Source organism: Allobosea sp. BK604, from assembly GCF_004341515.1.
GTDB lineage: Bacteria > Pseudomonadota > Alphaproteobacteria > Rhizobiales > Beijerinckiaceae > Allobosea.
Genome location: NZ_SLZF01000008.1, coordinates 376,090 through 399,845, shown reverse-complemented (window position 1 = coordinate 399,845; position 23,756 = coordinate 376,090). Strand labels below are relative to the sequence as shown.

The window sequence follows — 23,756 nt, the reverse complement described above, 5'->3', positions numbered from 1 at the left end:
CCTGAAACAAGGGGGAACCATGAAAGCTTTCCAACCTTCGCGTCGAACGGTGATCGCGGGCGCCGGTGCGCTTGCGGCCGCGACGACGCTCGAGATTCCCGCCGGCATAAGTCCGGCGCAAGCGCAAGGAGCGCCCATGAACCAGGCTCCCGGTTTCTATCGTTACAAGATCGGCGACATCACGCTGACCGCCGTCCATGACGGCTTTGCCCGCCGCCCGATCGAGGGCCTCGTCCGCAATGCCGAATTCGCCGACGTCAAGAAGGCGATGGAGCAGGCTTTCCTGCCACCGGACGCGCTCAACATCACCTTCACCACCATGGTGATCGAGAATGGCGGCAAGCTCACCCTGATCGACACCGGCAACGGCGATTCGGGCGCTCCGACCAGCGGCAACTTCCTGGCCAACTTCAAGGCCGCGGGCTTCGACCCCAAGAATGTCTCGACGGTCATCTTCAGCCATTTCCACGGCGACCACATCAACGGCTTCCGCCTGAAGGACGGCACCGCCGTCTTCCCGAATGCCGAGGCCATGGTGCCGGCGGCCGAGTGGGCCTTCTGGATGGACGATGCCAAGATGAGCGCCGCTCCCGAGGCGATGAAGGGTGCCTTCGCCGGCGTGCGCCGGGTCTTCGGCCCCATCGCCAAGGACGTAAAGCAGTTCGAGCCCGGCAAGGAGATCCTGCCCGGCATCACCCCGATCGCCGCCTATGGCCATACGCCAGGCCATACCGCCTTCGCCATCGCCTCGGGCTCCGGCAAGCTGATGGTGGTGTCGGACATCACCAACCACCCTGCTCTCTTCGTTCGCAATCCCGACTGGTCGGCAGTCTTCGACATGGACGGAGCGCAGGCCGCGGCAACCCGGCGCAAGATCCTCGACATGGCCTCGGCCGAGCGCATGCAGCTCGCATTCTACCACGCGCCCTTCCCGGCGACGGGCCATATCGGCAAGTCGGGCAACGGTTTCGAGCTCGTGCCGGTGCAGTGGACGCCGGCTATTTAGGCGCCGCCGCATTCCGCGACAAAAGGCCGGGGCGACCCGGCCTTTTTGTTCGGCCCGCGTCTCGCCGCGGCGCAGCCGGCCGTGCTATGCCAGCGGCCTCACCCTCTGATCCGGCTGCTTCCTGGACCCGTGATGACCGAGCGCTTCGGAGCCATCTCTTTCGTCGCCAGCGAGACACCGGAGGCCCAGGCCGCGCTGGAGAAGCTCGTCGCGCGCTATGGCAATGCGATACCGGAGGATGCCGGCGTCATCGTCGCGCTCGGCGGCGACGGGCTGATGCTGCAGACGCTGCATCGCTTCCTCGGCACCGGCAAGCCGATCTACGGCATGAATCGCGGCTCCGTCGGCTTCCTGATGAACGAATTCCGCGAGCGCGGCCTGAGCAAGCGCCTCGAGGCCGCGCAGCGCAGCGTCGTCCATCCGCTCTCGATGTACGCCACCGACCAGAATGGCGGCGAGGTCCATGCCAAGGCGATCAACGAGGTCTCGCTGCTGCGCCGCTCCTACCAGGCCGCGAAGCTGCGGCTCTCGATCGACGGACAGGTGCGGCTCGACGAGTTGATCGCCGACGGCGTGCTGCTCGCCACGCCGGCCGGCTCGACCGCCTATAACCTCTCCGCCAACGGCCCGATCCTGCCGCTCGACGCCCCGCTGCTGGCGCTGACGCCCATCGCTGCCTTCCGGCCGCGGCGCTGGCGCGGTGCGCTCCTGCCCGATCAGGCTAAGATCACGATCGAGGTGCTCGAATCGATCAAGCGCCCGGTCAGCGCCACCGCCGACCATATCCAGATCGACAATGTCGTCTCGGTCGCGATCGAGATCGATCGCAGCATCGACCTCGTCATGCTGCACGATCCCGGCCACAGCCTGGACGAGCGCATTCTGCGCGAGCAGTTCGGCTATTGAGGCCGGGTTCGACGGCCGGGCCGAGCCCTCCAATCAGGCCGCAGCGCGGACCTCGTCGGCTTGAAGCTCGACCAGCAGCGATGGATCGGCCTCGACCAGCAGGGCCAGCGCCGCATCGTCGGCGAGCGAATCTGCCATGGCTCGCGCCTGTTCCCGCGCCGCCTCGGCGTCGAGCCGCCGCAGCAGCGCCATCAGCGCGTCGCCCTCGGGCCCTTCGAGGCCCTCGCAGGCGATCAGCACGCAGCGCAGGATCTCGCGGTCGATGCCGGCAACGCCGCTGATCCGGCGGAACCCGGCTTCATTCAACGCGGCCAGCACCGCCGCGAAGGCGGGCTGCAGCGCAGCCGGCATCCCGGCCTTGCGGTAGAGGGATTTCAGTCCGCGCCCGCTCCTGTCACGCAGCAGTGCGGAAACGCGCGCCGGCGGCAGCTCCGACAGGCTGGCGAAGGCAGCCTCGGCAAGCGCCGGCTCGCCGCTGAGCAGCGAACGCAGCATCAGGCCAGGCGTGAGCCGGCCATGCAGACGCAGGCATTCGACTATGGCCGGGGCATCACTGTCCTCGCCCCCGGCGGCCAGTGCGACGGCGACCCGCTCGGTCGATTCGCGCGCCAGCCTCGCGCTGCGCTCCGCCGTCAGCCAGCCGCAGCCGGCGACGAAGCTCGCCAGCGCATCCGACATTTTGGCTGCGATCGCCTGGCGCAGCCCGGCCGGAAGATCGGACCGGGCCAGCAAAGCCTCGCGCAGCTCTCCCGATTCGCCGGCGCGCTCGACCATGCGCTCCAGCGAGAAATCCGGAATATCGGCGGTGCGATTGCCCGCCAGTACGACGAGCGCCTCGTCCAGGCCGACCTCGGCGAGCGCGGCAGCGACGCCCGACGGCAAATAGGGCCGCTGCGCGATCGCGCGCTGAGCCAGCGCATCGCCGATTGCCGCGGCATCGACCAGATCGGCCTCGGTCAGCACCGGCGAATGCGCCAGCACCAGGGCCGCGACATCGCCTTGGTCGGCGATCAGGTTGAGGATGAGGGTGCGAGGCGCCCGCGGCGCCGCCGCGACCTCCTCCGCAATGGCGCGCCGCACCAGCGGCGAGGGATCATCGACCAGCGCGATCAGCGCCGTCTCGGCCTCGGACCTCTCTTCCTCCGCCATGCCGGAACGCAAATAGGCGCCGGCGAGCGCAGCGGCCCCCCCGGCGCGTGCTTCGGCATTGGCCGTCCGGGCCCAGAGCAGGAAACGGCGAACGATCATGTGCCGCTCCGCTGAACCATGAAGGTGGAAAGATCGAGCGGCCCCGCGCGGCGCTGCTTCGCCGCCACGCGCGCCGGTGCGCTGGCCGGCTGGGTCAGCTCCACCGGCCGGCTCGGCGGCAGCGGCGCGCTGACCGGCGTGGCGACGGAAGCGGCCCTCTCGGCGGAGGCCGTCGCCGGCGCGGCAGTTTCATTGTTTGCCGTCTGGCGCGGGAAATAGCGATCGGCGGGATCGACGGCGGCCAGGCGCGACGCGTTGCTGCGCGGCGTCGTCCAGAGATTGGCCACAGCCTGCGAAACGGGTGCGCGCGACCCCTCGGTCGAGAACAGGCCAATCAGCCCCTTGGCCCGTCCGGGTGCGAGAGCGGCTGCGATCGGCACCGGCTGGTCCTCACTCTGTGTGGCGGGAGCCGCACTCGCGGTGGTCGCGGCGGCGAGCTGGGTATTGGCGTGGCTCGCGGCGAGCACGCCATAAACCTCCTGCGCGCTGCGGGCGCGGCCGGATTTGTCGAAGAAGATGCCCCGATTTGCCGCCGCAGCCTCGGGGAAATCCGTGGCGGCGATCCGGGTCGGATCGCTCGTGGCGGCACGGATCAGGTCGGAGGCGCCGCGCGCGCCGAGCACATGCGCCATATAGAGTTCGCCAGCCTGCGGCTGGCGGCCGAGTGAGCTGGCGAGCTGATCGCGATTCTTCTGAGTCAGCGCGCCGGCCATCACCGCCGCGACCTGCGGATCGTTGCGCAATTGCAGGATCTTGTCGCGCATCGCTGCATCCGGCACGCTGAGCCGGCCGCTCTCGTCGGTGCTGATCGCGTTTGCCAGGTTGCCGAGCCCCTGCTTCGGCCCCTCCTGCTTGACCATCGAGAGCCAGGTCTGCTCGATGAACTGGAACAGCCCGGTCGCGCTCGAGGTTTTCGCCTTCACATCCGGATCGAGCGCCGATTCGCGCTGTGCCGTCTTCAGCAGATAGTCGAAGCCGGCTCCGGTCTTCTCCGCCCCTTCGCGGATGGCGTTGACGACCGGATTGGCGGATGGTGTCTCGCGCGTCGTTTGAGGCGTGCTGAACAGGAACATGCGGGGTCTCGGGCAGCCCGCGAGCACGGTGCCGGAGCGCCTGTGGACAGTGCTCCGATTATGGTAAGCGAACCGTTAAAGCCGGCTTCAGGCCGGGTACTGCAGGAGGGATAAATGGCCGAGGTCAGGCGCCATAAGCGCGGTGGAATCTATTTCGAGGATTTCCATGTCGGCGCCGTCATCGAGCACGGGCTCACCCGCACCGTGACGCAGATGGACAACATGCTCTTCTCGAACATGACCTTGAATCCGCAACCGCTTCATATCGATGCGCATTTCTGCGCGACCGAGACCGAATGGGGCAAGCCGCTGATGAACTCGCTGTTCACGCTCGGCCTGATGATCGGCATCTCCGTCAACGACACGACGGTCGGCACCACGATCGGCAATCTCGGCATGACCGATGTCACCTTCCCGGCGCCGCTCTTCGAGGGCGACACGGTCAACTGCGTCACGGAGATCGTGGCCAAGCGCGAGTCGCGCTCGCGGCCCGATGCGGGCATCGTCGAGTTTCACCATCGCGCCTACAAGCAGGACGGCACGCTCGTGGCGCAGTGTCGCCGGCAAGCCTTCATGCGAAAGTATCCGGCCCCGGAGACGGTCGCGACCTGAAGGACCACCTGATCATTCCACCATCTCGGCCGCCTGGCGCGGTTATCCGTGCTGCCGGTGCTCATGCCCTGATATACGCTCCGCCCCGGTTCTCGACAGCCACGCCAGCCAGCTCGCGCTGACGCATTCTCGAACGGTCTCGAACAGCATGCGCTCCCTCCTCTTCGTTCCCGGCGATTCCCCCAAGAAGCTCCAGAAGGGTCTCGAAAGCGGCGCCGACGCGCTGATCCTCGACCTCGAGGATTCCGTCGCGCTCGATCAGAAGCCGCAGGCGCGCGAGATCAGCCTCGGCTTCCTCAGAGAAGCCCGCCAGCAGGCTGCGTGTCCGCTGCTGATCGTGCGGATCAACCCGCTCGCCTCGGGCCTGAGCGACATCGACCTCGACGCGATCATGCCCGGCGGCCCGGACGCGATCATGCTGCCGAAATCCGAGGGGGGCACCGACATCTCGCATCTCGCCGCCAAGATCGCCGTGCGCGAGGCCGAGAACGAACTGCCGGACGGCGCGACCCGGATCATCCCGATCGCCACGGAGACGGCGAAGGGCATTTTCGGCCTTGGCAGCTATGCCGGCGCGAGCCATAGGCTCGCCGCCCTGACCTGGGGAGCGGAAGACCTCTCGGCCGATCTCGGCGCCGAGACCAACCGGCTGACGGATGGGGGCTATACCGATCCCTATCGCCTCGCCCGCTCGCTCGCGCTCTTCGCGGCGGCCTCGGCGCAGGTCGATGCGATCGACACGGTCTTCACCAATTTTCGCGATGCGGACGGGTTCGAGGCCGAGTGCCTGGCCGGCCGCCGGGATGGCTTCACCGGCAAGATGGCGATCCATCCGGCCCAGGTTCCAGTCATCAACCAGGTCTTTGCTCCGGCCCCGGAGGAACTCGCCAAGGCGGAGAGGATCATCGCGCTCTTCGCCGCCAATCCGGGAATGGGAGTGATCGGCCTTGACGGCGAGATGCTCGACCGGCCGCATCTCGTCAGGGCGCAGCGGCTCAAGGCGCGGGCTCAGAAACTGGCTGAGTGATCGCCGCCAGGCGATTCTGAAGATTCGTCTTTCGACCAGCGGATCAGGGCACCCTGATCTGCCGGCAGTTCCGCTGTGTCGAGGACAGGCAGTCCTGCGCCTTCCTCGCCCGGTCGAGCTCCAGCATCAGCCAAAGCCCTGCGCCGAGCAGCAGCAGCGTCGCGATGATCGCCAGCAGATTGACGGTCATCTTCCAGTCATGGTCCTCGTCATCGGGGCGAGGCACCAGAGTCCTAGCCGCCGGGCGGGCGGATGATCGAGAACAGGCTGGTGACCTCGGCATAATCGGCATAGCCGCAACGGGCGATCGGATTGGCACCGGCCGTGTCGAAACGGCCATCGACGATATAGCGGTCGTCGATGAAGACGCCGACCACCTGGCCGAGCACCATCCAACGCGGCACGTCATTGCCGTCGAGATCCTTGAGCTGCTGGATCGAGAGCAGCTTGCATTCGAGCGCGGCCGGGCTCGCCGCCACGCGCGGCGGCTTGACGAATTTCGACGGAGCCATCTCGAGGCCGGCATGCTCGTATTCGCTGGCACCGCGCGGCAGCGGCGCCGAGGTCTGGTTCATCTGCTGCGCCAAAGCCTTGGTCGCGAACGAACAGGTGAATTCGCCGGTCTCCTCGACGAAGGCGACAGCATCCTTCTTCTGCTCGGAAGAGAACATCACGATGTTCGGCCGCGACGAGATCGCGTTGAAGAAGCTGTAGGGCGAGAGATTGACCTCGCCCTTGGCGCTGAGCGCCGTAATCCAGCCGATTGGCCGCGGCGCAACGATCGCCTTGAACGGATCATGGGCCAGTTCCGGCTGGGAAGCGTCGTAATGCATCGCGCTTCAGCCTCCGAAATGGCTGGTGATCTCGGCGAGCACCGGGCGCTCGCGATCAGCCGGGGCAGCGGTCGAGGTGCCGATATGGATGAAGCCGGCCATGCGCTCGTCATCGGCCAGGCCGAAGGCCTTGAGCAGGTCGCGATCGAAGGAGAACCAGTTGGTCAGCCAGGAGGCGCCGAACCCCATCGCCTGCGCGGCGACCAGGATGTTCATGCAGACGGCGCCCGCCGAAAGCTCCTGCTCCCATTCCGGAATCTTCACATGCGGCTTCGACCGCGAGACAACACCGATGATCAGCGGCGCATAGGCCAGGCGCTTGGCCTCGAAGGCGACCTTTTCCTCGTCGGCGCCCGGATTCTTGGCGCGGAAGACCTCGCCGACCAGAGCCGCTGCCTTGTCCTTGCCTTCACCTTCGAAGATCACGAAGCGCCAGGGCGCGAGCTTGCCATGGTCCGGCACGCGCGAGCCGATGGTCAGGAGATCTTTCAACTGCTCGGCGCTGGGGCCGGGTGCGGTCAGGAATTGCGGCGGCACCGAGCGGCGCAGCTTGAGCAGGGCGAGCGTATCGGTCATGAGACATCCGGGCGCGAGGAACAGCCGGTGCAATCTCTGCTGCAGCCGGGCGGATTGCTTCTGAACTAGTGCTTCGCCATGAAGAGGACAAGCAAGCCTGCTGATACAGGGATGCAGGGGTGCCGAGGATCGTGAGCATGTTTCTATTGAAGGCGTTCGAGCTGAAGCGCCTGATCGCATCGCGCGCCCTGCGCCGACGCCTGCACGGTCTCGCCGCCGCCTGTTTCGCCGCGACCTTGCTGATGGCCCAGGACGACACGGGCGCACAGCCGCTGCCGCCGCCCCGCCCCGATGCGCCGGCGCCGTCTGTGTTGCCGCCGACCGCCGCGACCGCCCTTCCCGGGATACCCGTGAACATGGCGGTCAGCGCGCAATTCTCCGGCGCGCGCAAGCCGATCAAGTCCGGCCTGGTCTGGCGCGTGCTGACCGATACGGCCGACGGCTCGCCGATGCGCATCGTCGCGCGCTCGACCGATCCCGAGCCGGTCTTCTCGCTCGAGCCTGGAACCTATGTGCTGCATGCCGCCTATGGCTTCGCCAGCGGAACCAAGCGGGTCACGCTCGGGCAGCAAGGCCTGCGCGATCAGGTCACGATCAGCGCCGGCGGGCTGACGCTTGGCGGCTCGATCGGCGAGGTGCCGATCCAGCCGGCTCAGCTCAGCTTCTCGGTCTTCGTGCCGCTGCAGGGCAATTCGGAAGGCCGCCTCGTCGTCAGCAATGCCAAGGCGGGCGAGCTGATCCGCCTGCCCGAGGGCACCTATCACGTCGTCTCGACCTATGGCGATTCCAACGCGATCCAGCGCGCCGATGTCGTGGTCGAATCCGGCAAGGTCACCGACGCCACGCTGCACCACCGCGCCGCGCGCGTGACCTTGAAGCTCGTCGCCGCCGCCGGGGGCGAGGCCTTCGCTGGCACCGCCTTCAGCGTTCTGACGCCGGGCGGCGACGTCATCCGCGAGGCGATCGGCGCCTTCCCGCAGGTCATCCTGGCGGAAGGCGACTATGTCCTGATCGCCCGGCAGGAGGGCCAGGTGTTTTCGCGCGACTTCAAGGTGGAGTCGGGGCTCGACCGCGATATCGAGGTGCTGGCGAAGTAGTGTCCGCCGGCGCTCAATTCGTCGGCTTCGGGCTCTCCGCCAGATCGAGCTTCTCGCCGGTCAGTGCGCCGACCAGCCCGTCGGCGATGCGCACCGCCAGGCAGCGATAGCTCGCATCGACCATATGGAGCCCGTCCATGCCGACGAGTTCCTCTTCCGTGAATTTGTTCGACTTGGCCCAGCTCTTCATCATCGCGTGGCGCGGGAAGACGGAAACGTTCAACTCCTGCGCGGTCTTGGCCAGGACTTCACGATACTCGTCATATTTCGGATAGCGATCCTCGCGCGGCAGCCATTGCAGGTCCATCAAGACCATGTCGATGCCGGCTGCCTCGACCTTGCGGATGCCCTTCTTGAGAATCTTGGCGAGCTTCTCCTCGCCGACATCGCGGATCGCGTCATTGACCACGGTCTGCCAGATCACGAGGTTCGGCTTCTCGGCGACGACATCGGCATCGATGCGCAACAGCATGTCATAGGCCGACTGGCCACCGATGCCCTTGTTGACGACCTTGATCTCGCGCTCGGGCAGGCGCCGTTTCAGCTCGGCCTCCAGCACGGCCGGATAGCTGTGCTCGGGCTGGCTCGCCCCGGCGCCGGCCGTGGTCGAGGATCCGAGCGCGACGATGGTGAGCTTGCCCGTTTCCTGCAGGGCCTTCTTGGCCGCACTGAGGCCAGGCTGAAAAGGGTGGTCGGCCGCCCCCGCGCGGCAGCGCTGATCAGTCGTCAGCGCAAGCGACATCGGCCCGGCCTGAGCCGTACCGAACAGCAGTCCCGATGTCAGGATTGCGAGGGCGAGGCGCCAAGCGCCGCCGACGGTTTGCTCACGGAGCCTTGCTGCGCGACCGACTGATACCACGACAGGAACATCCCCAGCCCGAGCAGCATGGTAATGCCGGTCAGGCAGACGAGCAACTGCACGCCGAGGGCGAAATAGGTCTCGGCCAGAATAATCTGCCCGGCGATCGACAAGACGATCCCGGCACAGAACACCTCCAGCGAATGCCGCCCCATCACGGCAAGATTACGGCCGACCACGCCCGAGACCAGCGCGGAGCCCGCCGGGACGAAGCGGATGAACAGCCAGGCGAGTGCGCCAAGGTGCAGTACGCGGACGATGGCGAGATTGGTCTTGTCGCTGCCGATCTGCAGGTTCTCGATCCAGTCATTGAGGATAGCGAGCCCGAAGGGATTGCCCGACGATACCTTCACGAGCAGCGCGAAGACGAGGAAGCCGGCCGCCAGCAGATCGACCAGGTGCGAGCGCGGCGCCTCGATCCGCAGCAGCATGGCGCGGCCGATCACCACGCCGAGCGTGAACAGGAACTGCCAGGCGAACGGGTTGAAGAACCACCCTGCCGCGCCCGTATTGGGGAAGTTGAGGCCGAGATGCACCGCTCCCTGCCAGACCAGCGCGGAAATCAACAGCGCCAGCGCCGGGCTGAAGCGCACGAGATGGTAGAGCACGGGAAACAGGCCCAGCAGCACGATGTAGAGCGGGAGGATGTCGAGATAATAGGGCTGATAGGTCAGCGTCAGCGCATCGACCACCGCGGCCGGCGTGTCGTTGAAGAAGGGCTGGATATTGATCGCCTCGATATAGAGAGGGTTATGCGTGCCGGTCACTGCGCGCGCCACCACGCCGCAGACGATCAGGAAGACGGCGATATGGGCGATGTAGAGCGTCCAGAGCCGCGCTCCGATGCGTGCCGCGCCGACGCCCAGCCCGCGTCGCTCGATCAGCGCGCCATAGGCCAGCACGGCGGAGATTCCGGCGAGCAGGACGAAGATGTCGGCCGCATCGGAGAAGCCGAAATTATGAGGCATGAAGCCGGAGACGACGTTCCCGGGCATGTGGTTGATGAAGATGATCAGCAGCGCCAGCCCTCGCACCGCATCGATGCGCCCATCGCGACCAAGCGGCGCAAGGATTGTCGCCGCGGCGCCCGCCCCACCGCCCTTGCCGAGGAGGAGATATCGCAGGAACGGGAAGCTTTGCGACATGCGACATCTCCAGACGGCTATCAGACCGAAGGCGCACCGGCCAACGCCATGAACGAAACCTGACGGGCTTGTTCATCTGCCGTTCATATAACGGCGACAGTGCGGCGGCCATGGGGTCATCGCTCACATCTCTGTGTGATGCAGTGCAGTCCCCCTATCCGTGAACGGAAATGTCTGGCCGCAAGCCATCGATGGGTGAGCGTGCCGGGGAACACGAGCAATAAAAAAGGCCGTGAAAACGGCCCTCGTGCTCGCTGCGCAGTGTCGCTCGCCGGAAAAACAATCAGTAGGGCGGCTCATCATAAAGAGGCTTGCCGTCGATCAGCAGCCGCTTGATCGCGGCCTGGCCGGACGGTGCGACAGCGGCCACGACCTCGATCCGGCCGCGTTCGGTCTGCTCGATCGCGAGCCCCTCGCCCTGCGGCACGAAGAAGCTCTCGAGGCCGTAATCGACGCGCACGCCGTTACGACCGCGCGCGCAGTCGATATTGCCGTCCGCATCCGTCAGGCAAGTGCCGGAGCGGTCGACCCGCCCTTCGATGATCGTCTCGCCGGCTACCGGCGCAGGCTTGGCCTTGCTGGCGCCGACGGCCCTGGCAAAGCCATCCGCGCCCGGCGCAAGCCGCACATAGATCGTCTCGCCCACGCGCAGGTCGCGATCACCCGGCGCCTTGTCGAGCTCGACCGTGCTGATCTCGTAATTCAGCACGACATAGTCGCCGCGAAAGAGATCGCGCGGGTCGATCGGCGCGGTCTTCAGCCTGACCTCGGCGCCGTCGCGCAGGATGCGCGCCCGACTTTCGACCATCAGCCCGAGCGCGCCGCAGAGAACCAGCATGGCGAGCACGGCACGCGGCCAGACGGGCAGACGGCCAATGAGACGATCGGCAGAGGGGAGTTGCATCAGCCTGCCTCCCCTTCCGGCGGCCGTGCCAGTCGCGCGAAGAGGCGCCGCGCCCCGCCTGCGAGCAGGAGCAGCGCCGCACCGGCAATGAGGAAGAACACCGATTGGTCGAGCAGCGTGCCGACCGTCTTCCAGAGCAGCACGAGGATGGCGAGGCCGAACAGCCCGGTTCCGGCCACTGTCACGCGCCTCAAGCCCCCCGCCGCGCCGGCGACGATCAGAGCGACCGCAACCGCGAGGATGAGGCCCCCGACGACGACCTTGCCGGGCAGGCTGACGACGCCGCCGCTCCAGAAGATGATCGGGACCAGGAGCGACAGCACGAGCGCGATCGCCAGGCTCACTGCGAAACGTCGCTCACGCGCCAGCGCAGCCAGTGCGGCGACGCTCGGCAGGGCCAGGGCATAGGCGAGATAGACCGGCCAGCTCGCCATGCCGGCGCGCGCATAGTCACGGTCGAGGATGCGGAAGAGCTCGACGTCGAGCGCGATGATCAGCCCGATCAGTCCCCAGGGCAGGCAGGCGCTGAACAGCACCGGCCCGCCACGATCGAGCGCGAAGGCTCCGATCGCGACATAGAGCACCGAGAGGGCGAGCCAATAGGCCAGCAGGCCGAAATCGAAGCGCCCGCTCAGCCAGTCACCCGGGAGCAGCCCGAGCCAGACCGCAAAGGACAGCACGGCGACATGATGGACCAGCCGCGCACGCCGCCCCAGGGCCAGCCAGAGCGCCGGCAGATAGAGGATCAGGAAAGGCAGGTGGATGATTGCGCCTTCGCTCTCCACCCAGCGCCCGCAGCTCCAGCTCGTCAGCGCGATGAAGGCGACGATGAGCGCGCCGTTCGAACGTAGCAGGGCGGCGACGGCGAGCGCGCCGAGCGCGATCAGCAATGCGCCGCCGGGCCAGTCGGCCGGCAAATGGTACATCTGGCCGACCAGCGCGACGCCGGCCGCGAAGATCAGCGTGCCGCAGGTCGTGGCGGCGTCGGCCCCGAGCGTCGAGCCCCGGTTCTCCAGCTTCGCGCCGATGCCGAGCGCGCCGACGATGCCGACGAGGATCATGCCGAGCTTGAGCAGCCGCGGCATCTCCTCCCAGTTCGCTGCGACGAAGGCCGCGACGCTCGACGCGATCAGCAGCCCGCCGAGCATGCCGAGCAGCCCGGGCAGGCGCAGGCCGCTGTCGCGCCCGAGCGATTGGCGAATGGTCGCGGCGCTCTGCGCGCTGACCAGCCCATCGGCCACCCAGCGGGTCAGATCGGCTTCGAGCCGCTTTCGATAGGTTGCCCCCAGCATCGGCGACATTCTACAGCACGATACGGCGGGATTGAGAACCGCTTTCCGGCTCAGGCTGTTGATGGAAGCGGGCTGCGCTTTCGCGAGCCCGCTTTCCGCAAGGTGTGGGCGGCAGCCCTATTCGGCGGCCAGCCTGGCCGCCTTGCGCCGGACGAGATCGGGCGGGGTCGCCTCCTCGCTCAGCAGCTTCAGCGCCTCGTCGAGCGGAAGCACGGTCTGCGCCTGGCTGCCGAGGCGGCGGATGGTGACCGTGCGCTCCTCGGCCTCGCGCTTGCCGACGGCGATGATCACCGGGACCTTCGCCAGCGAATGCTCGCGCACCTTGTAGTTGATCTTCTCGTTGCGAAGATCGGCGCGCGCCCGCAGGCCATGGCCGAAGGCGGCCTCGACCACGCGCTCGGCATAGTCGTCGGCATCCGAAACGATCGGACAGACGACGATCTGCTCGGGCGCCAGCCAGAGCGGGAAATGCCCGGCATGATGCTCGATCAGGATGCCGGTGAAGCGCTCGAGCGAGCCGCAGATCGCGCGATGCACCATGACCGGCTGCTTCTTCTCGCCGTCCGAGCCGATATAGAAGGCGCCGAAGCGCTCCGGCAGGTTGAAATCGACTTGCGTCGTGCCGCATTGCCAGTCGCGCCCGATGGCGTCGCGCAGCACATACTCGAACTTCGGCCCGTAGAAGGCGCCCTCGCCCGGGTTGATCTCGGTCTTGATCCGGTTGCCGGACTGCGCCGCGATCTGGGTCAGGACCTTCTCCATCACGTCCTCGGCATGGTCCCAGAGCGCATCGGAGCCGACACGCTTCTCGGGCCGCGTCGAGAGCTTGATGACGAGTTCCTCGGTGAAGCCGAAATCCTCGTAGACCGAGAGGATCAGGTCATTGATCTTCAGGCACTCGGCCGCGAGCTGCTCCTCGGTGCAGAAGATATGCGCATCGTCCTGCGTGAAGCCGCGCACGCGCATCAGCCCGTGCAGCGCGCCTGACGGCTCATAGCGGTGCACGTTGCCGAATTCCGCAAGACGGATCGGCAGATCGCGATAGCTCTTGAGACCATGCTTGAAGATCTGGACATGGCCCGGGCAGTTCATCGGCTTGAGCGCGAAGACCTTGTGGTCGCGCTCCTGGTCGTTCGGGTTCTCGAAGGCCGAGGCCGATTTCACCGCGAACATGTTGTCCTGGTACCAGCCCCAGTGGCCCGAGGTCTCCCAGAGCGACTTGTCGAGCACCTGTGGAGCGTTGACCTCTTCATAATCGGCCGCGAGCCGCCGCCGCATATAGGCGATGATCTCCTGGAACAGGCGCCAGCCCTTCGAGTGCCAGAACACGACGCCTGGCCCCTCCTCCTGGAAATGGAACAGGTCCATCTCCCGGCCGAGCTTGCGGTGGTCGCGCTTCTCCGCCTCCTCGATCTGCTTGAGATGGGCGTCGAGCTCTTCCTGCCTCGCGAAGGCGGTGCCGTAGATGCGCGTCAGCATCGGGTTGTTCGAGTCGCCGCGCCAATAGGCGCCGGCCACCTTCATCAGCTTGAAGGCGTTGCCGACCTTGCCCACCGAGGTCATGTGCGGGCCACGGCACAGGTCGATCCAGTCGCCCTGCGCATACATCTTCAGCGCCTGGTCTTCCGGAATGGCGTCGACCAGCTCGACCTTGAAGCTCTCGCCCTTGTCCCGGAAGAAAGCCTTGGCCTTGTCGCGGGTCCAGACTTCCTTGGTGAAGGGTTTGTCGCGCGCGACGATCTCGCGCATCTTCTTCTCAATCGGCGCGAAATCCTCCGGCGTGAACGGCTCGTTGCGGAAGAAGTCGTAGTAGAAGCCGTTCTCGATCACCGGACCGATAGTGACCTGCGTGCCGGGATAAAGCTCCTGCACCGCTTCCGCGAGCACGTGGGCGGTATCGTGCCGGATCAACTCGAGCGCGCGCGGATCGTCCCGCGTCAGGAACTCGATCCTCGAATCCTGGGTGATCGGGTCGGCAAGGTCGACGACGGTGCCGTCGAGCGCCATCGCCACGGTGCGCTTCAGGAGCGAGGGGGAAATGCCGCCGGCAATGTCCTTTCCGGTGATGCCGGAGGGGAACTCGCGCTTCGCGCCATCGGGGAATGTCAGGGAGATCGTCATCGTCGCGTTCCTGCTCACTCGGGGATACGAGCCCCGTAAGCCAAGGCCGGATACTGAAGGATGATCGGCAGCGCCCGTATCCGGGTGAGGGCCATGCCGAGACGCGGCGCGCGCTGCGCAGCCTGCGCGCCATCGCCTATACGAGCCGCTGCCGGCAGGCAATCGCCCGCATGAATTGCCGCCATGCTTTCGCGGGATCTGTCTATCTTGTCATGTCGCGCCCACGGGCCGGCAAGCCTTCGCCTGCATGATGCCCCCTGACCGACACAATGGAGCCACCATCATGAAGCGTCGCCTCGCCCTGATCGTCATCTCCGCCTTCGCCATCCAGCCGGCCTTCGCGCAGGACAGCGCCGCCCTGCGCGGCGCCTGCAAGGCCGATTACGAAAAGCTGTGCTCGGGCGTGATGCCGGGCGGCGGCCGCATCGCCAACTGCTTCAAGGCGAAGCGCGATCAGCTCTCCGACACCTGCCGGACCGCGCTTCAGCAGGCGAACGCGAAGCGCACCGGCAACTAGCGCATCGGCCCGAAAAGTGGATAGCGGCCTTCCGGGAAAAGCCAATGCCAAGGCAAGGCGTTGGACGATCGGATCGGATACGATATCCGGTCCGATGGTCTAGCTGCGGTTGGTCGTGCGCCAGCAACCGGCGGACATGCCGGTTTTCCAGATGCCGGTGGATCGGCAGGTCTCCTGGGTCCTGGTGCATATCGCGATACAACGCCCGGCATTGTTCGCCGCTCCCTGGCACCGCGTCTCGCAGGTCTTCATCAGTTGCGAGCAGGATTGCGTCGAGGCAGTGCAGCCGTCCTGGGCGAAGCTCGCTTGCGACGCGAAAAGCCCGGCGACGATCACGAGCAGCGCTGTTCTCTTCATGACCGGCTCCAGAGAGGTGATCATGAAAGCTCGCCGCGGCGGCGCGAGGCGTCCAGTCCCATTCGGGATAGCCGCTTTGGGATAGTCCGCGATTATGCCGCTAACGGACCGGCCCAAAAACTGGGCTGCGATTTTCGGAAAAGCCGATGCGAAAACAAGCACCTGAGCTAGCGCCCGGCATCATCCTGCAGCGGCGGCGGCCCATTGACGCCGCGCCAGCGCCCATAGGACCACGGCCTGTACCAGGCCGAATCCGGCGGCAATTCCTCGCAGACGAGGTCGATTCCTTTGGTGCCGAGCGGCGTGCAGCGGCAGATGCGGGCGAAGCCGATCCAGCCGCCGCGCCACAGCCCGTAACGCTGGATCGCCTGGTCCGTATACTCGGAGCAACTCGGCCAATGCCGGCATTGCCGCCCGATCAGCATGGAAAGGCTGAGCTGGTAACTGCGGATCAACCAATGTGCGCCACGACGGGGAGCTTGAGCGAAAAGACGTGACAAGGCCCGGTCGGTTGCCATTTCATCCTTTTGCTCGCCCGTCTGCCCTGTTCTGGGATTCGTCATGCCCCGTCACGCTCCGCGATCGCTCTTCCGCCTCCCACTGAAGGCGGCTGCCCTTCTCGTCCCGGCTGCCCTGCTGTTCTCACCGGGGCAGGCCGCGGCCCAGCAACGTACCAACCTGATCTGGCTCGATTCCAGCAAGATCGACATCGCCAAGGCGATCGGCCTGCCGCCCGCGATGAACTCGCCCGAGCAGCGCCAGGAATTCGAGGAGGTGCTGCAGCTCACGCTGAACCGCACTCCCGAACGCGAGAAGGCCGCGATCGCCGATCAGTACCAGACGCTCAACCGCTTCCTCGAAGGCATGGGCATCGACGCCCATCTCAACGAGCATCGCGAAGTCCGCCTGCTCCTGCGCGAGGCGCAGATCGAGCTTAGCATCACGCTGCTCAGCGTCCGCCGCCTGACCAACCGCACCCGGCCCTTCGCCGTCTGGAACAGGGTCAGGGTCAAGCCCTGCCCGGGCGGCCGGCCGGACGGCACGTCCTTCCCCTCGGGGCATGCCGCGACCGCGGCCCTCTATGCCGCGCTGCTCAGCGAGGCGGCCCCGGAGATGAAGGACAAGTTCGAGGAGCGCGTCGCCTCCTATGGCGAAAGCCGCCTCATCTGCGGCTTCCACTATCGCAGCGACCTGGCCGCCGGCGAGAAAGCCGGGCGCCTTGTCGCGACCGCTCTCCTGCTCGACCGCGCCTTCCGCCAGCGTTTCGACGAGACAAGGGCGGAAATCAGGAAGTCGCTCGGCCTTCCTATCTGACAGCCGCAGCGAGTTCCGGCGCGGCGCCGGCTCGCTTCGCTTCGATCTGGCCGATCGCGGCGACCACCGCATCGAAGGTCAGCATGGTCGAGGCGTGGCGCGCCTTGTAGTCGCGCACCGGCACGAGCACGGCGAGATCGGCCCATTTGCCCTCGGGCGGCTCGCCATTCTCCTTCAGGATCGCGCGTGCCTGCTCGCGCACCAGCCGCAATTCCTCAGCGGTCGCGCCGACGACATGGCGCGCCATGATCGAGGACGAGGCCTGGCCGAGCGCGCAGGCTTTGACATCGTGCCCAAAGCCGGTGACGACATCGCCATCCATCCTCAGGTCGACGGTCACGGTGGAGCCGCACAGCTTGGAATGGGCGGTTGCAGTCGCATCCGGATCGGGCAGCCGCTCGAGCAGCGGAATGTTTCCTGCCAATTCCAGGATTCGCTTGTTGTAGACGTCGCTCAACATGGCATGGTCCCCGCCGGCTCTGGAATGACCGGCGCTCCATGCCAATATAGGAACTAAGCGCTGCGGGCGGGAGATGGCCGATAGCCTGATCTCGCTGGAGTGTGATGCCGGGATGTCATGCCGATTTCCGGACATTATCATGCTCTAACGCAGAGCCGGACCGAACTTGTCGCAATCCCCCGACGCGACGCTTGCCGCGGAGACATTCTCCGGCCGGCAGGTTTGCGCCGGGAGCCATCATCCGTAACGGGAGGCACCACATGAACCCTGTGGTTAAGTCCTTGTCCGTCGAGCGGGCGCTCAGCCCCTCTGCCGACAAGTTTCTGGTGACACAGCCGACGCAGGAACAGGCCGAGGCGGCCGTACGCACGCTCATCCTCTGGGCCGGAGACGATCCCGCGCGCGAGGGCCTGGCCGAGACGCCGCAGCGCGTCGTCAAGGCCTACAAGGAACTCTACAAGGGATATGATGAGGATCCGGACGAGATCCTCTCGCGCGTCTTCGAGGAGGTCGAGGCCTATCAGGACATGGTCCTTGTCCGCGACATCCCCTTCCATTCGCATTGCGAGCACCACATGGTGCCCTTCGTCGGCAAGGCGCATATCGCCTATTACCCGGCCAAGGGCGTCGTCGGCCTGTCGAAGCTGGCCCGCGTCGTCGAGGTCTATGCCCGGCGCCTCCAGACCCAGGAGACGATGACCGCGCAGATCGCCCAGGCCATCGACAAGGCGCTCGCCCCGCGCGGCGTCGCCGTGCTGGTCGAGGCCGAACATATGTGCATGTCGATGCGCGGCGTGCAGAAGCAGGGCTCCTCGACCATGACCACGCAATATACCGGTGTGTTCAAGGATCCAGCCGAGCAGGTCCGCTTCTTCACCATGGTGAAGTCGCCCGGCCTGTGATGCGATTGCGAGCTGGCATTGGCGGCTTCGGACATTCGCACTATGCAGGGCGCGTCGCGGGATGTGCCCTGCCCCGCCCCGGAGCCACCGATGACCAGTTATCCCGTTCTCCAGGACAAGCACGCGCTGGAGGAGAGCGACCAGTTCGCGCCGCGCTTCGACGCCAACGGCCTGATCACCTGCGTCACTACCGACGCCGCGACCGGCGAGTTGCTGATGGTCGCGCATATGAATGCGGAAGCACTGGCCCGCAGCATAGAGACCGGCGAGGCCTGGTACTGGTCGCGCTCGCGCGGCCAGCTCTGGCACAAGGGCGACACCTCCGGGCAAATCCAGACCATTGTCGAGATGCGCGTCGACTGCGACCAGGACGCGCTCCTGCTGAAGGTCAATGTCGCCGGCGATGGCGGCTGCTGCCATACCGGCCGGCGCTCCTGCTTCTACCGGGTGAAGCCCTTGCGCGAGGACGCGCAGGCGCCGCTGACTTTCGTCTAAGCCGGTCAGGCATTGGCGATGCTTTCACCAAGCTTACATGTTTTGGTCAAATACGCCTGTTAGGCGCCCTCATGCCGGTCTTCGTTCAGCTTCCCCTCATCTTGCTGCGGGATAGTGCTCTTCCCACGGAGGGTCGGGGACCATGCTCTGGGATGATGCCGCTCGACGGGCTTTCGGCATGAGCGAAGGCACGGCCTCGATGAACGATCTCAGCCCGGAACCAGCTCGGCAAGGCCGACCCAAGATCGGTCTCGCCCTCGGCGGTGGCGCTGCCCGCGGCTGGGCCCATATCGGCGTGCTCGATGTGCTGATGGAGGCGGGCTATGCCCCCGACGTCATTGCCGGCACCTCGATCGGCGCCGTGGTCGGCGGCTGCTATGCAGCGGGCAAGCTCAGCGCGCTCTCGGAATTCGCCAATAGCCTGACCAAGCGCCGCGTCGTCGGGCTGATGGATTTCCATATCGGCGGCGCCGGGCTGATCGCCGGCAGCCGGCTGAAGCGTCTGCTCGAGCGCGACCTCGTCGGCCAGCGCATCGAGGAGCTGCCGGTACGCTTCGCCGCAATCGCGACCGAACTTGGCACCGGCCACGAGATCTGGCTCACACACGGCCTTCTCGTCGAGGCGTTGCGCGCCTCCTATGCCCTGCCGGGCGTGTTCGATCCGGTCAGACTCGGCGGGCGCTGGCTGATGGACGGCGCGCTGGTCAATCCCGTCCCGGTCACCGCCGCGCGCGCACTCGGCGCCGATATCGTGATCTGCGTCAACCTCAACAGCGATCTCTCTGGTCGTGGCACCACGATCCAGAATCACAGCGCCGACCCCGACCCCATTCCCGACGGCCAGCAAGACGGTGAGGAACGCCCGGTCTCACGCTGGTTCGGTGGCATCACCGGGGCGGCGCGCCGCGTGCGCGGCATGGTCGGACGCACCGTCAACGAGCAGCCCGGGCTCGCCGGCGTGATGATCGATGCCTTCAACATCACGCAGGACCGCATCTCCCGCTCGCGCCTCGCGGGTGATCCGCCCGATGTGATGATCGGTCCCAAGCTCGCACGTGTCGGCCTGTTCGATTTCCATCGCGCCGACGAAGCGGTCGCGCTCGGGCGCCACGCGGCAGAGCGCATGCTCGATGAGATCGAGGCTGTCGTGCAGAACACCACCTTGCGGCGCGACGAAGCGGCCTGGCAGGTCAACCGCTAGCGACACGCCCAGGAATATCCAAAAGCCCGTTCCGGGAATTCCCCGGCGTCAGCCAGCTGGCGCGGCTGCCAAGCGGCCACGCCAGCGGAATGATCGAACTGTCTCAGGCCATCGCGATATAGTCGCGCATGGCCCGGCTCTCCGCCTCGATCTCGGCCACGCGATGCTTCACCACGTCGCCGATCGAGACGATGCCGACGATTCGTCCGTTCTCCATAACGGGGAGATGGCGGAAGCGGCCGACGGTCATGATCTCCATCAGCTCGTCCGTGCTCGTTTCGGAACGGCAGGTCACGACCTTGCCGGTCATCACCCGTGAGACAGGGTGTTCGAGCGCGGCCGCGCCGCCCTCGGCCATGGCGCGGATGATGTCGCGCTCCGATAGAATGCCGAGCAGGTTGCCATCGGCCCCGGTCACCACGACGGCGCCGATACGCTTTTCTCCCAAGGTACGGATGGCTTCGGCAAGGGTGCGATGCGGCTGGACGGAGACGACGTCGCGGCCCTTATTGCCGAGAATCTGCGCAACGTTCATGTAGACAGTCCTCCTTGGCTGGCGGCGCCGTGAGCCGGCGCGCGGTTTTGCGGGTGCAAGCCCGGCCAATGACGGAGTGCCTCGCCAAATGGCCGCACATGTCCTTCGCTATGGCGAGAGTGTGAGGGAAGACGGCGGCAACGGCAAGGCGAAGTATACTTTACCGACCCGTGTCAGTGCCTGACCGCTCCCCGGTCGAGCAGGGGGAACAGCAGGAGCCCGACCAGGAAGCCGCCGATATGGGCTTCCCAGGCGATGCTGGTCTCTTCACCGAGGATCGGGATCAGCCCAGCGCCGAAGATGAAGTTGGTGACGAACCAGATCGCGATGAACAGCAGGGCCCGCGGGTTGCGCCAGATCTGGCCGAAGCGCTCGGCGGGAATCGCCCGCACGACCGCGTCATCCGACAATTCGCCGAAACGCAGGCCAGGTGAGAAGACGAATCGGATCGCTGCTGCCGTCGCGCCGGAGACCGCCGCCGAGGCCCCGACCAGCGGCAGGACGTCGAGTTCGCGCGACCACCAGTGCAGCAGCGCCCCGGCAATGGTGGAGAGCGCCATCAGGTTGAGGAAGCGGCCCGGGCCGAGCCGGCGCGCCACCGGGCTGCCGAAGGCGGCGAACCAGACGACATTCGAGATGAGGTGCAGCCAGGAACCGTGCAGCAGGCCATAGCTGAGCAGGGTCCAGAGCCGCGGCCCGCTATCGCCCAGCATGAAAGCGACGAGCTGGGCCCGATCCGCCAGATCCTGCCCGGACAGCGTCTGCGTCAGCGCCGTGGCGATCTCCGTGGCACGCTCCGGATCGAGCCAGAGACTCAGCCGTGCCGGCACGAAGGCGAACCACGACACCACGCTGAAATCCGCCATGGCGGACAGGAACTCGCGCCCGGCCTGGATGCCTGCGAGCAGCAGGATCAGCCAGACCACGACGGCGGGCAGGTTGAAGATGGGCTCGCTCTTGGGCGGCGGAAGCGAGTGGTCGGCGGGATGTTCGGACATGCGGCGCCACCCTTGCCGAAGCGGCAGACGGAGGCAAGCCGGCAGCTCGGCCACCCCTGGAAATTCAACGAAAAAGGGGAGAGCCGATGGCCCTCCCCCCCTTCGGCTGCGACCGGCGCGCGAGCCATTAAGCCCGGCGCCGCGGTCACATCCCCCTCCACCCCGTCTGCCCCAGGTGCCGAGGAATTTGTCTCGAATTTGATATACATTTTAATCGGTTATCCACAATAGCAACACTTCGTTAACCCTAACGCGACCCTGCCGCTCCCCCACGTTCCGGCACATGGCAAGACGGCATGCTCACTGCGTCCTTCGAATCGGCGAGGACCCGACGGTTCCGGTCCAGAGCAAAGATGCGCCGTTTCGGTACATCTGCGCGCGGCCGGGGCAACGGCAGGACAGGATGTCGACAATGAAAAATATGAGCACCCGTCTTGTATTCGAGTACTGGGATACGTTGCGGGGCGAGCGTGCGGCACCGGAGCGGGGCGAGATCGAACCCGGCGCGCTGCGCCATGCTCTGGCCGATACGTTTGTGCTCGAGAATGAGCCGATCGGCCCGGTTTTCCGGCTGGCCGGCACACGGCTTTGCGCCCTCTTCGGCAGCGAATTGCGTGGCCGCACCTTCGCCGCGCTCTGGCCGGACGTCGAATCGCAGGGCGACATGCGCCGCCTGGTGCAGACCGTCATGGACGAGACCGCCGGCGCTGTCGCCGGCCTCTCGGCCGAGACCGCCAGCGGCGCGCCGATCTATCTCGAATTGCTGCTGCTGCCGCTGCGCTATCGCGGCCGCACCCATGCGCGTGTGCTCGGCGCGCTCTCGCCAGCCACCGCGCCGGAATGGCTCGGCCTCGATACACTCGATTCGATGCGTATGATTTCGCTGCGCATGCTTTGGCCCGCGCATCAGAACAAGCCGGCCCCCGAACCCGCCGCCCGTTCAGCCCCGCCGAAATTCCTCGTGCTTCCCGGCGGAAGAATTTGACCGATCTAACCTCGCGTTAACCGCACCGCCGTAGGGTTCGGCCCAAATCAGGCGGACCCATGCTGAGCGCGCTCAACACATCCCGTACGGCCATACGCCCTGTCGAGCGCAGGCGGCACCAGCGCATGAAGGTCGTGCTGCTCGGTCGCTACATGCTGCCGAACCGCATGGAATACCCCTGCCAGACCATCGACATCTCCCCGGGCGGCCTCCATCTCACCGCCCCGGTCAAGGCCGCTCCCGGCGAGCGCGTCATCGTCTATCTTGAGCATCTCGGCCGAATCGAGGGCGTCGCTGTGCGCACCACGATGGAAGGCTTCGCGATGACCATCACCGCGACCAGCCGCAAGCGCGAGAAATTCACCGCCCAGCTCACCTGGCTCGCCAATCGCGACGAGCTCGGCCTGCCTGAGGACCGCCGCCACGAGCGCATCGTGCCGCGCAACCCGCGCGCCATCCTGACGCTGGAAGACGGCTCGGAGCATGTCGTGCGCATCATCGACATCTCGCTGTCCGGCACGGCCTTCTCCAGCGACCAGGACCTGCCGCTCAACGGCGCGGTCAAGATCGGCGGCACCTCCGCGAAGATCGTCCGCCGCTTCGACGGCGGCTATGCGGCCGAGTTCCGCTTCCCGCTCTCAGCTGACGTGCTCGACGAGAATCTCGAGCTCTGAGCCGGACGCGCCGGCGCTAGATCGTCGGACCGGATATGGTATCCGGTTCCATGATCCAGCTCCCTGTTTTCGCATCGGCTTCTCCAAAAACCGCGAGCCAATTTCCGGGCCGATGCGTTAGCTCGCCGCCTCTCTCCTTCCAGGCCAATTCCGCCCCCCGGATGCATTCGCCGGCTTGAGCATTTTCGAGCGAAGTGCGCACCGGTTCGCGTGAAGAAAATGCGATCTAAGCGCTAGGGGATCCCTCACGGGCGCCTGATGTCAGCTCGCCATGCGGCCGACATCCAAGTCTCAATTCGAGCAAACGCTCCCGGGAAGGCAGCGTAATCGGCACAGCTCCGACCGCGCCGAATAGGGCTGACTTAGGTCGCACCAGCGGTCGGCCGCCCCTGTCCACAGCCTCAACGCGAAGCAAACGATCAGCGTTAACGAAATCCGTTCAATTTCTTACGAAAACCTGACAGTTAAAGAATTCTAACATCAGCGCACTCATTTCTTACTTCCGCATTCGACCTCGGTTTATACTGATGTTTGAACTGCGACTGCCGAGCAGAATTACATAAAATTGCTCGTATTCATTTCAAGCGACGTCCATCCGCCCCGCGCAATCTCGGCCTCA

At 66.1% G+C, this 23,756-nt stretch carries 27 protein-coding genes; 12 read left to right on the top strand and 15 right to left on the bottom strand.

Annotated elements, in window-relative coordinates; translation table 11 throughout:
* Nucleotides 1-136 precede the first annotated feature (136 nt).
* Both EV560_RS25150 and EV560_RS25145 read left to right on the top strand, forming a co-directional pair.
* On the top strand, nucleotides 137-1,006 hold the full coding sequence (locus tag EV560_RS25150) for an MBL fold metallo-hydrolase (RefSeq protein WP_248312186.1): 870 nt from the start codon (nucleotides 137-139) through the stop codon (nucleotides 1,004-1,006).
* 132 nt (nucleotides 1,007-1,138) lie between these two features.
* The gene (locus EV560_RS25145) at nucleotides 1,139-1,912 is read left to right on the top strand and encodes an NAD kinase (RefSeq protein ID WP_131858562.1); all 774 of its coding nucleotides are present in this window, start codon (nucleotides 1,139-1,141) and stop codon (nucleotides 1,910-1,912) included.
* A 33-nt stretch (nucleotides 1,913-1,945) separates the two neighbouring features.
* Here EV560_RS25145 and EV560_RS25140 read toward each other — a convergent pair whose 3' ends face one another.
* On the bottom strand, nucleotides 1,946-3,160 hold the full coding sequence (locus EV560_RS25140; RefSeq protein WP_131858561.1) for a DUF2336 domain-containing protein: 1,215 nt from the start codon (nucleotides 3,158-3,160) through the stop codon (nucleotides 1,946-1,948).
* Entirely contained in the window at nucleotides 3,157-4,233 is a 1,077-nt protein-coding gene (locus EV560_RS25135) for a lytic transglycosylase domain-containing protein (RefSeq protein ID WP_131858560.1), read from the bottom strand. Before EV560_RS25135 ends, EV560_RS25140 begins: the two co-directional genes overlap by 4 nt.
* A 114-nt stretch (nucleotides 4,234-4,347) precedes the next feature.
* Here EV560_RS25135 and EV560_RS25130 point away from each other — a divergent pair, with 114 nt between their 5' ends.
* Both EV560_RS25130 and EV560_RS25125 read left to right on the top strand, forming a co-directional pair.
* Nucleotides 4,348-4,845 carry a MaoC family dehydratase gene (locus EV560_RS25130; protein WP_131858559.1) on the top strand — a complete coding sequence of 166 codons (498 nt, stop codon included), beginning with the start codon at nucleotides 4,348-4,350 and terminating at the stop codon, nucleotides 4,843-4,845.
* A gap of 148 nt (nucleotides 4,846-4,993) precedes the next feature.
* Nucleotides 4,994-5,872, top strand: a complete 879-nt coding sequence (locus EV560_RS25125) for an HpcH/HpaI aldolase/citrate lyase family protein (protein ID WP_131858558.1) — start codon at nucleotides 4,994-4,996, stop codon at nucleotides 5,870-5,872.
* A 43-nt stretch (nucleotides 5,873-5,915) separates the two neighbouring features.
* Here EV560_RS25125 and EV560_RS25120 read toward each other — a convergent pair whose 3' ends face one another.
* The 3 genes from EV560_RS25120 to EV560_RS25110 are packed head-to-tail and all read right to left on the bottom strand — an operon-like array spanning nucleotide 5,916 to nucleotide 7,281.
* Nucleotides 5,916-6,098, bottom strand: coding sequence for a hypothetical protein (locus EV560_RS25120; protein WP_131858557.1), 183 nt, complete (start codon nucleotides 6,096-6,098; stop codon nucleotides 5,916-5,918).
* Between the two features lie 7 nt (nucleotides 6,099-6,105).
* Nucleotides 6,106-6,705: a flavin reductase family protein gene (locus tag EV560_RS25115; protein ID WP_131858556.1), complete on the bottom strand. Its 600-nt coding sequence runs from the start codon at nucleotides 6,703-6,705 to the stop codon at nucleotides 6,106-6,108.
* A gap of 6 nt (nucleotides 6,706-6,711) precedes the next feature.
* A complete protein-coding gene (locus tag EV560_RS25110; RefSeq protein WP_131858555.1) occupies nucleotides 6,712-7,281 on the bottom strand; it encodes a nitroreductase family protein in 570 nt (189 codons plus the stop codon).
* A 242-nt stretch (nucleotides 7,282-7,523) separates the two neighbouring features.
* Between EV560_RS25110 and EV560_RS25105 the strand changes: the two genes are divergently transcribed.
* Nucleotides 7,524-8,378: a hypothetical protein gene (locus EV560_RS25105; RefSeq protein WP_465247038.1), complete on the top strand. Its 855-nt coding sequence runs from the start codon at nucleotides 7,524-7,526 to the stop codon at nucleotides 8,376-8,378.
* Between the two features lie 13 nt (nucleotides 8,379-8,391).
* On the opposite strand, the gene EV560_RS25100 is transcribed toward EV560_RS25105, so the two are convergent.
* From EV560_RS25100 to thrS, 5 genes are all read right to left on the bottom strand, one after another.
* Nucleotides 8,392-9,120, bottom strand: a complete 729-nt coding sequence (locus EV560_RS25100; RefSeq protein WP_131858553.1) for an SGNH/GDSL hydrolase family protein — start codon at nucleotides 9,118-9,120, stop codon at nucleotides 8,392-8,394.
* Between the two features lie 38 nt (nucleotides 9,121-9,158).
* Entirely contained in the window at nucleotides 9,159-10,382 is a 1,224-nt protein-coding gene (locus tag EV560_RS25095; protein WP_131858552.1) for an OpgC family protein, read from the bottom strand.
* Between the two features lie 283 nt (nucleotides 10,383-10,665).
* Complete coding sequence (locus EV560_RS25090) at nucleotides 10,666-11,286, bottom strand: GDYXXLXY domain-containing protein (RefSeq protein WP_131858551.1); 621 nt, start codon at nucleotides 11,284-11,286, stop codon at nucleotides 10,666-10,668.
* On the bottom strand, nucleotides 11,286-12,578 hold the full coding sequence (locus EV560_RS25085) for a DUF2157 domain-containing protein (protein ID WP_165923611.1): 1,293 nt from the start codon (nucleotides 12,576-12,578) through the stop codon (nucleotides 11,286-11,288). Before EV560_RS25085 ends, EV560_RS25090 begins: the two co-directional genes overlap by 1 nt.
* A 117-nt stretch (nucleotides 12,579-12,695) precedes the next feature.
* Nucleotides 12,696-14,699: a threonine--tRNA ligase gene (gene thrS / locus EV560_RS25080; RefSeq protein ID WP_131858549.1), complete on the bottom strand. Its 2,004-nt coding sequence runs from the start codon at nucleotides 14,697-14,699 to the stop codon at nucleotides 12,696-12,698.
* Nucleotides 14,700-14,982: 283 nt separating this feature from the next.
* On the opposite strand from thrS, the gene EV560_RS25075 reads away from it, so the two are divergent.
* Nucleotides 14,983-15,216 carry a cysteine rich repeat-containing protein gene (locus EV560_RS25075; RefSeq protein WP_131858548.1) on the top strand — a complete coding sequence of 78 codons (234 nt, stop codon included), beginning with the start codon at nucleotides 14,983-14,985 and terminating at the stop codon, nucleotides 15,214-15,216.
* Between the two features lie 99 nt (nucleotides 15,217-15,315).
* On the opposite strand, the gene EV560_RS25070 is transcribed toward EV560_RS25075, so the two are convergent.
* Both EV560_RS25070 and yidD read right to left on the bottom strand, forming a co-directional pair.
* Complete coding sequence (locus tag EV560_RS25070) at nucleotides 15,316-15,573, bottom strand: hypothetical protein (protein WP_131858547.1); 258 nt, start codon at nucleotides 15,571-15,573, stop codon at nucleotides 15,316-15,318.
* A gap of 167 nt (nucleotides 15,574-15,740) precedes the next feature.
* Nucleotides 15,741-16,091 carry a membrane protein insertion efficiency factor YidD gene (yidD, locus tag EV560_RS25065; RefSeq protein ID WP_131858600.1) on the bottom strand — a complete coding sequence of 117 codons (351 nt, stop codon included), beginning with the start codon at nucleotides 16,089-16,091 and terminating at the stop codon, nucleotides 15,741-15,743.
* A gap of 43 nt (nucleotides 16,092-16,134) precedes the next feature.
* Here yidD and EV560_RS25060 point away from each other — a divergent pair, with 43 nt between their 5' ends.
* A complete protein-coding gene (locus tag EV560_RS25060; protein ID WP_131858546.1) occupies nucleotides 16,135-16,887 on the top strand; it encodes a phosphatase PAP2 family protein in 753 nt (250 codons plus the stop codon).
* Here the strand turns inward: EV560_RS25060 and EV560_RS25055 are convergent.
* Nucleotides 16,880-17,347, bottom strand: a complete 468-nt coding sequence (locus EV560_RS25055; RefSeq protein WP_131858545.1) for an iron-sulfur cluster assembly scaffold protein — start codon at nucleotides 17,345-17,347, stop codon at nucleotides 16,880-16,882. The genes EV560_RS25060 and EV560_RS25055 overlap by 8 nt on opposite strands.
* A 260-nt stretch (nucleotides 17,348-17,607) precedes the next feature.
* Here EV560_RS25055 and folE point away from each other — a divergent pair, with 260 nt between their 5' ends.
* From folE to EV560_RS25040, 3 genes are all read left to right on the top strand, one after another.
* Nucleotides 17,608-18,249 (top strand): GTP cyclohydrolase I FolE, encoded by a 642-nt coding sequence (gene folE / locus EV560_RS25050; protein ID WP_131858544.1) that lies wholly within the window; start codon nucleotides 17,608-17,610, stop codon nucleotides 18,247-18,249.
* 90 nt (nucleotides 18,250-18,339) lie between these two features.
* Nucleotides 18,340-18,744 carry a phosphoribosyl-AMP cyclohydrolase gene (hisI, locus tag EV560_RS25045; protein ID WP_131858543.1) on the top strand — a complete coding sequence of 135 codons (405 nt, stop codon included), beginning with the start codon at nucleotides 18,340-18,342 and terminating at the stop codon, nucleotides 18,742-18,744.
* Between the two features lie 142 nt (nucleotides 18,745-18,886).
* Complete coding sequence (locus EV560_RS25040) at nucleotides 18,887-19,945, top strand: patatin-like phospholipase family protein (protein ID WP_131858542.1); 1,059 nt, start codon at nucleotides 18,887-18,889, stop codon at nucleotides 19,943-19,945.
* Between the two features lie 103 nt (nucleotides 19,946-20,048).
* Here the strand turns inward: EV560_RS25040 and EV560_RS25035 are convergent, their stop codons facing one another.
* Both EV560_RS25035 and EV560_RS25030 read right to left on the bottom strand, forming a co-directional pair.
* Nucleotides 20,049-20,480, bottom strand: coding sequence for a CBS domain-containing protein (locus EV560_RS25035; RefSeq protein ID WP_131858541.1), 432 nt, complete (start codon nucleotides 20,478-20,480; stop codon nucleotides 20,049-20,051).
* A gap of 173 nt (nucleotides 20,481-20,653) precedes the next feature.
* Nucleotides 20,654-21,478, bottom strand: coding sequence for a rhomboid family intramembrane serine protease (locus EV560_RS25030; protein ID WP_131858540.1), 825 nt, complete (start codon nucleotides 21,476-21,478; stop codon nucleotides 20,654-20,656).
* Between the two features lie 412 nt (nucleotides 21,479-21,890).
* Between EV560_RS25030 and EV560_RS25025 the strand changes: the two genes are divergently transcribed.
* Together EV560_RS25025 and EV560_RS25020 are read left to right on the top strand one after the other, a co-directional pair.
* Nucleotides 21,891-22,463, top strand: a complete 573-nt coding sequence (locus EV560_RS25025) for a PAS domain-containing protein (protein ID WP_131858539.1) — start codon at nucleotides 21,891-21,893, stop codon at nucleotides 22,461-22,463.
* A gap of 59 nt (nucleotides 22,464-22,522) precedes the next feature.
* The gene (locus EV560_RS25020; RefSeq protein WP_131858538.1) at nucleotides 22,523-23,137 is read left to right on the top strand and encodes a PilZ domain-containing protein; all 615 of its coding nucleotides are present in this window, start codon (nucleotides 22,523-22,525) and stop codon (nucleotides 23,135-23,137) included.
* Nucleotides 23,138-23,756 lie beyond the last annotated feature (619 nt).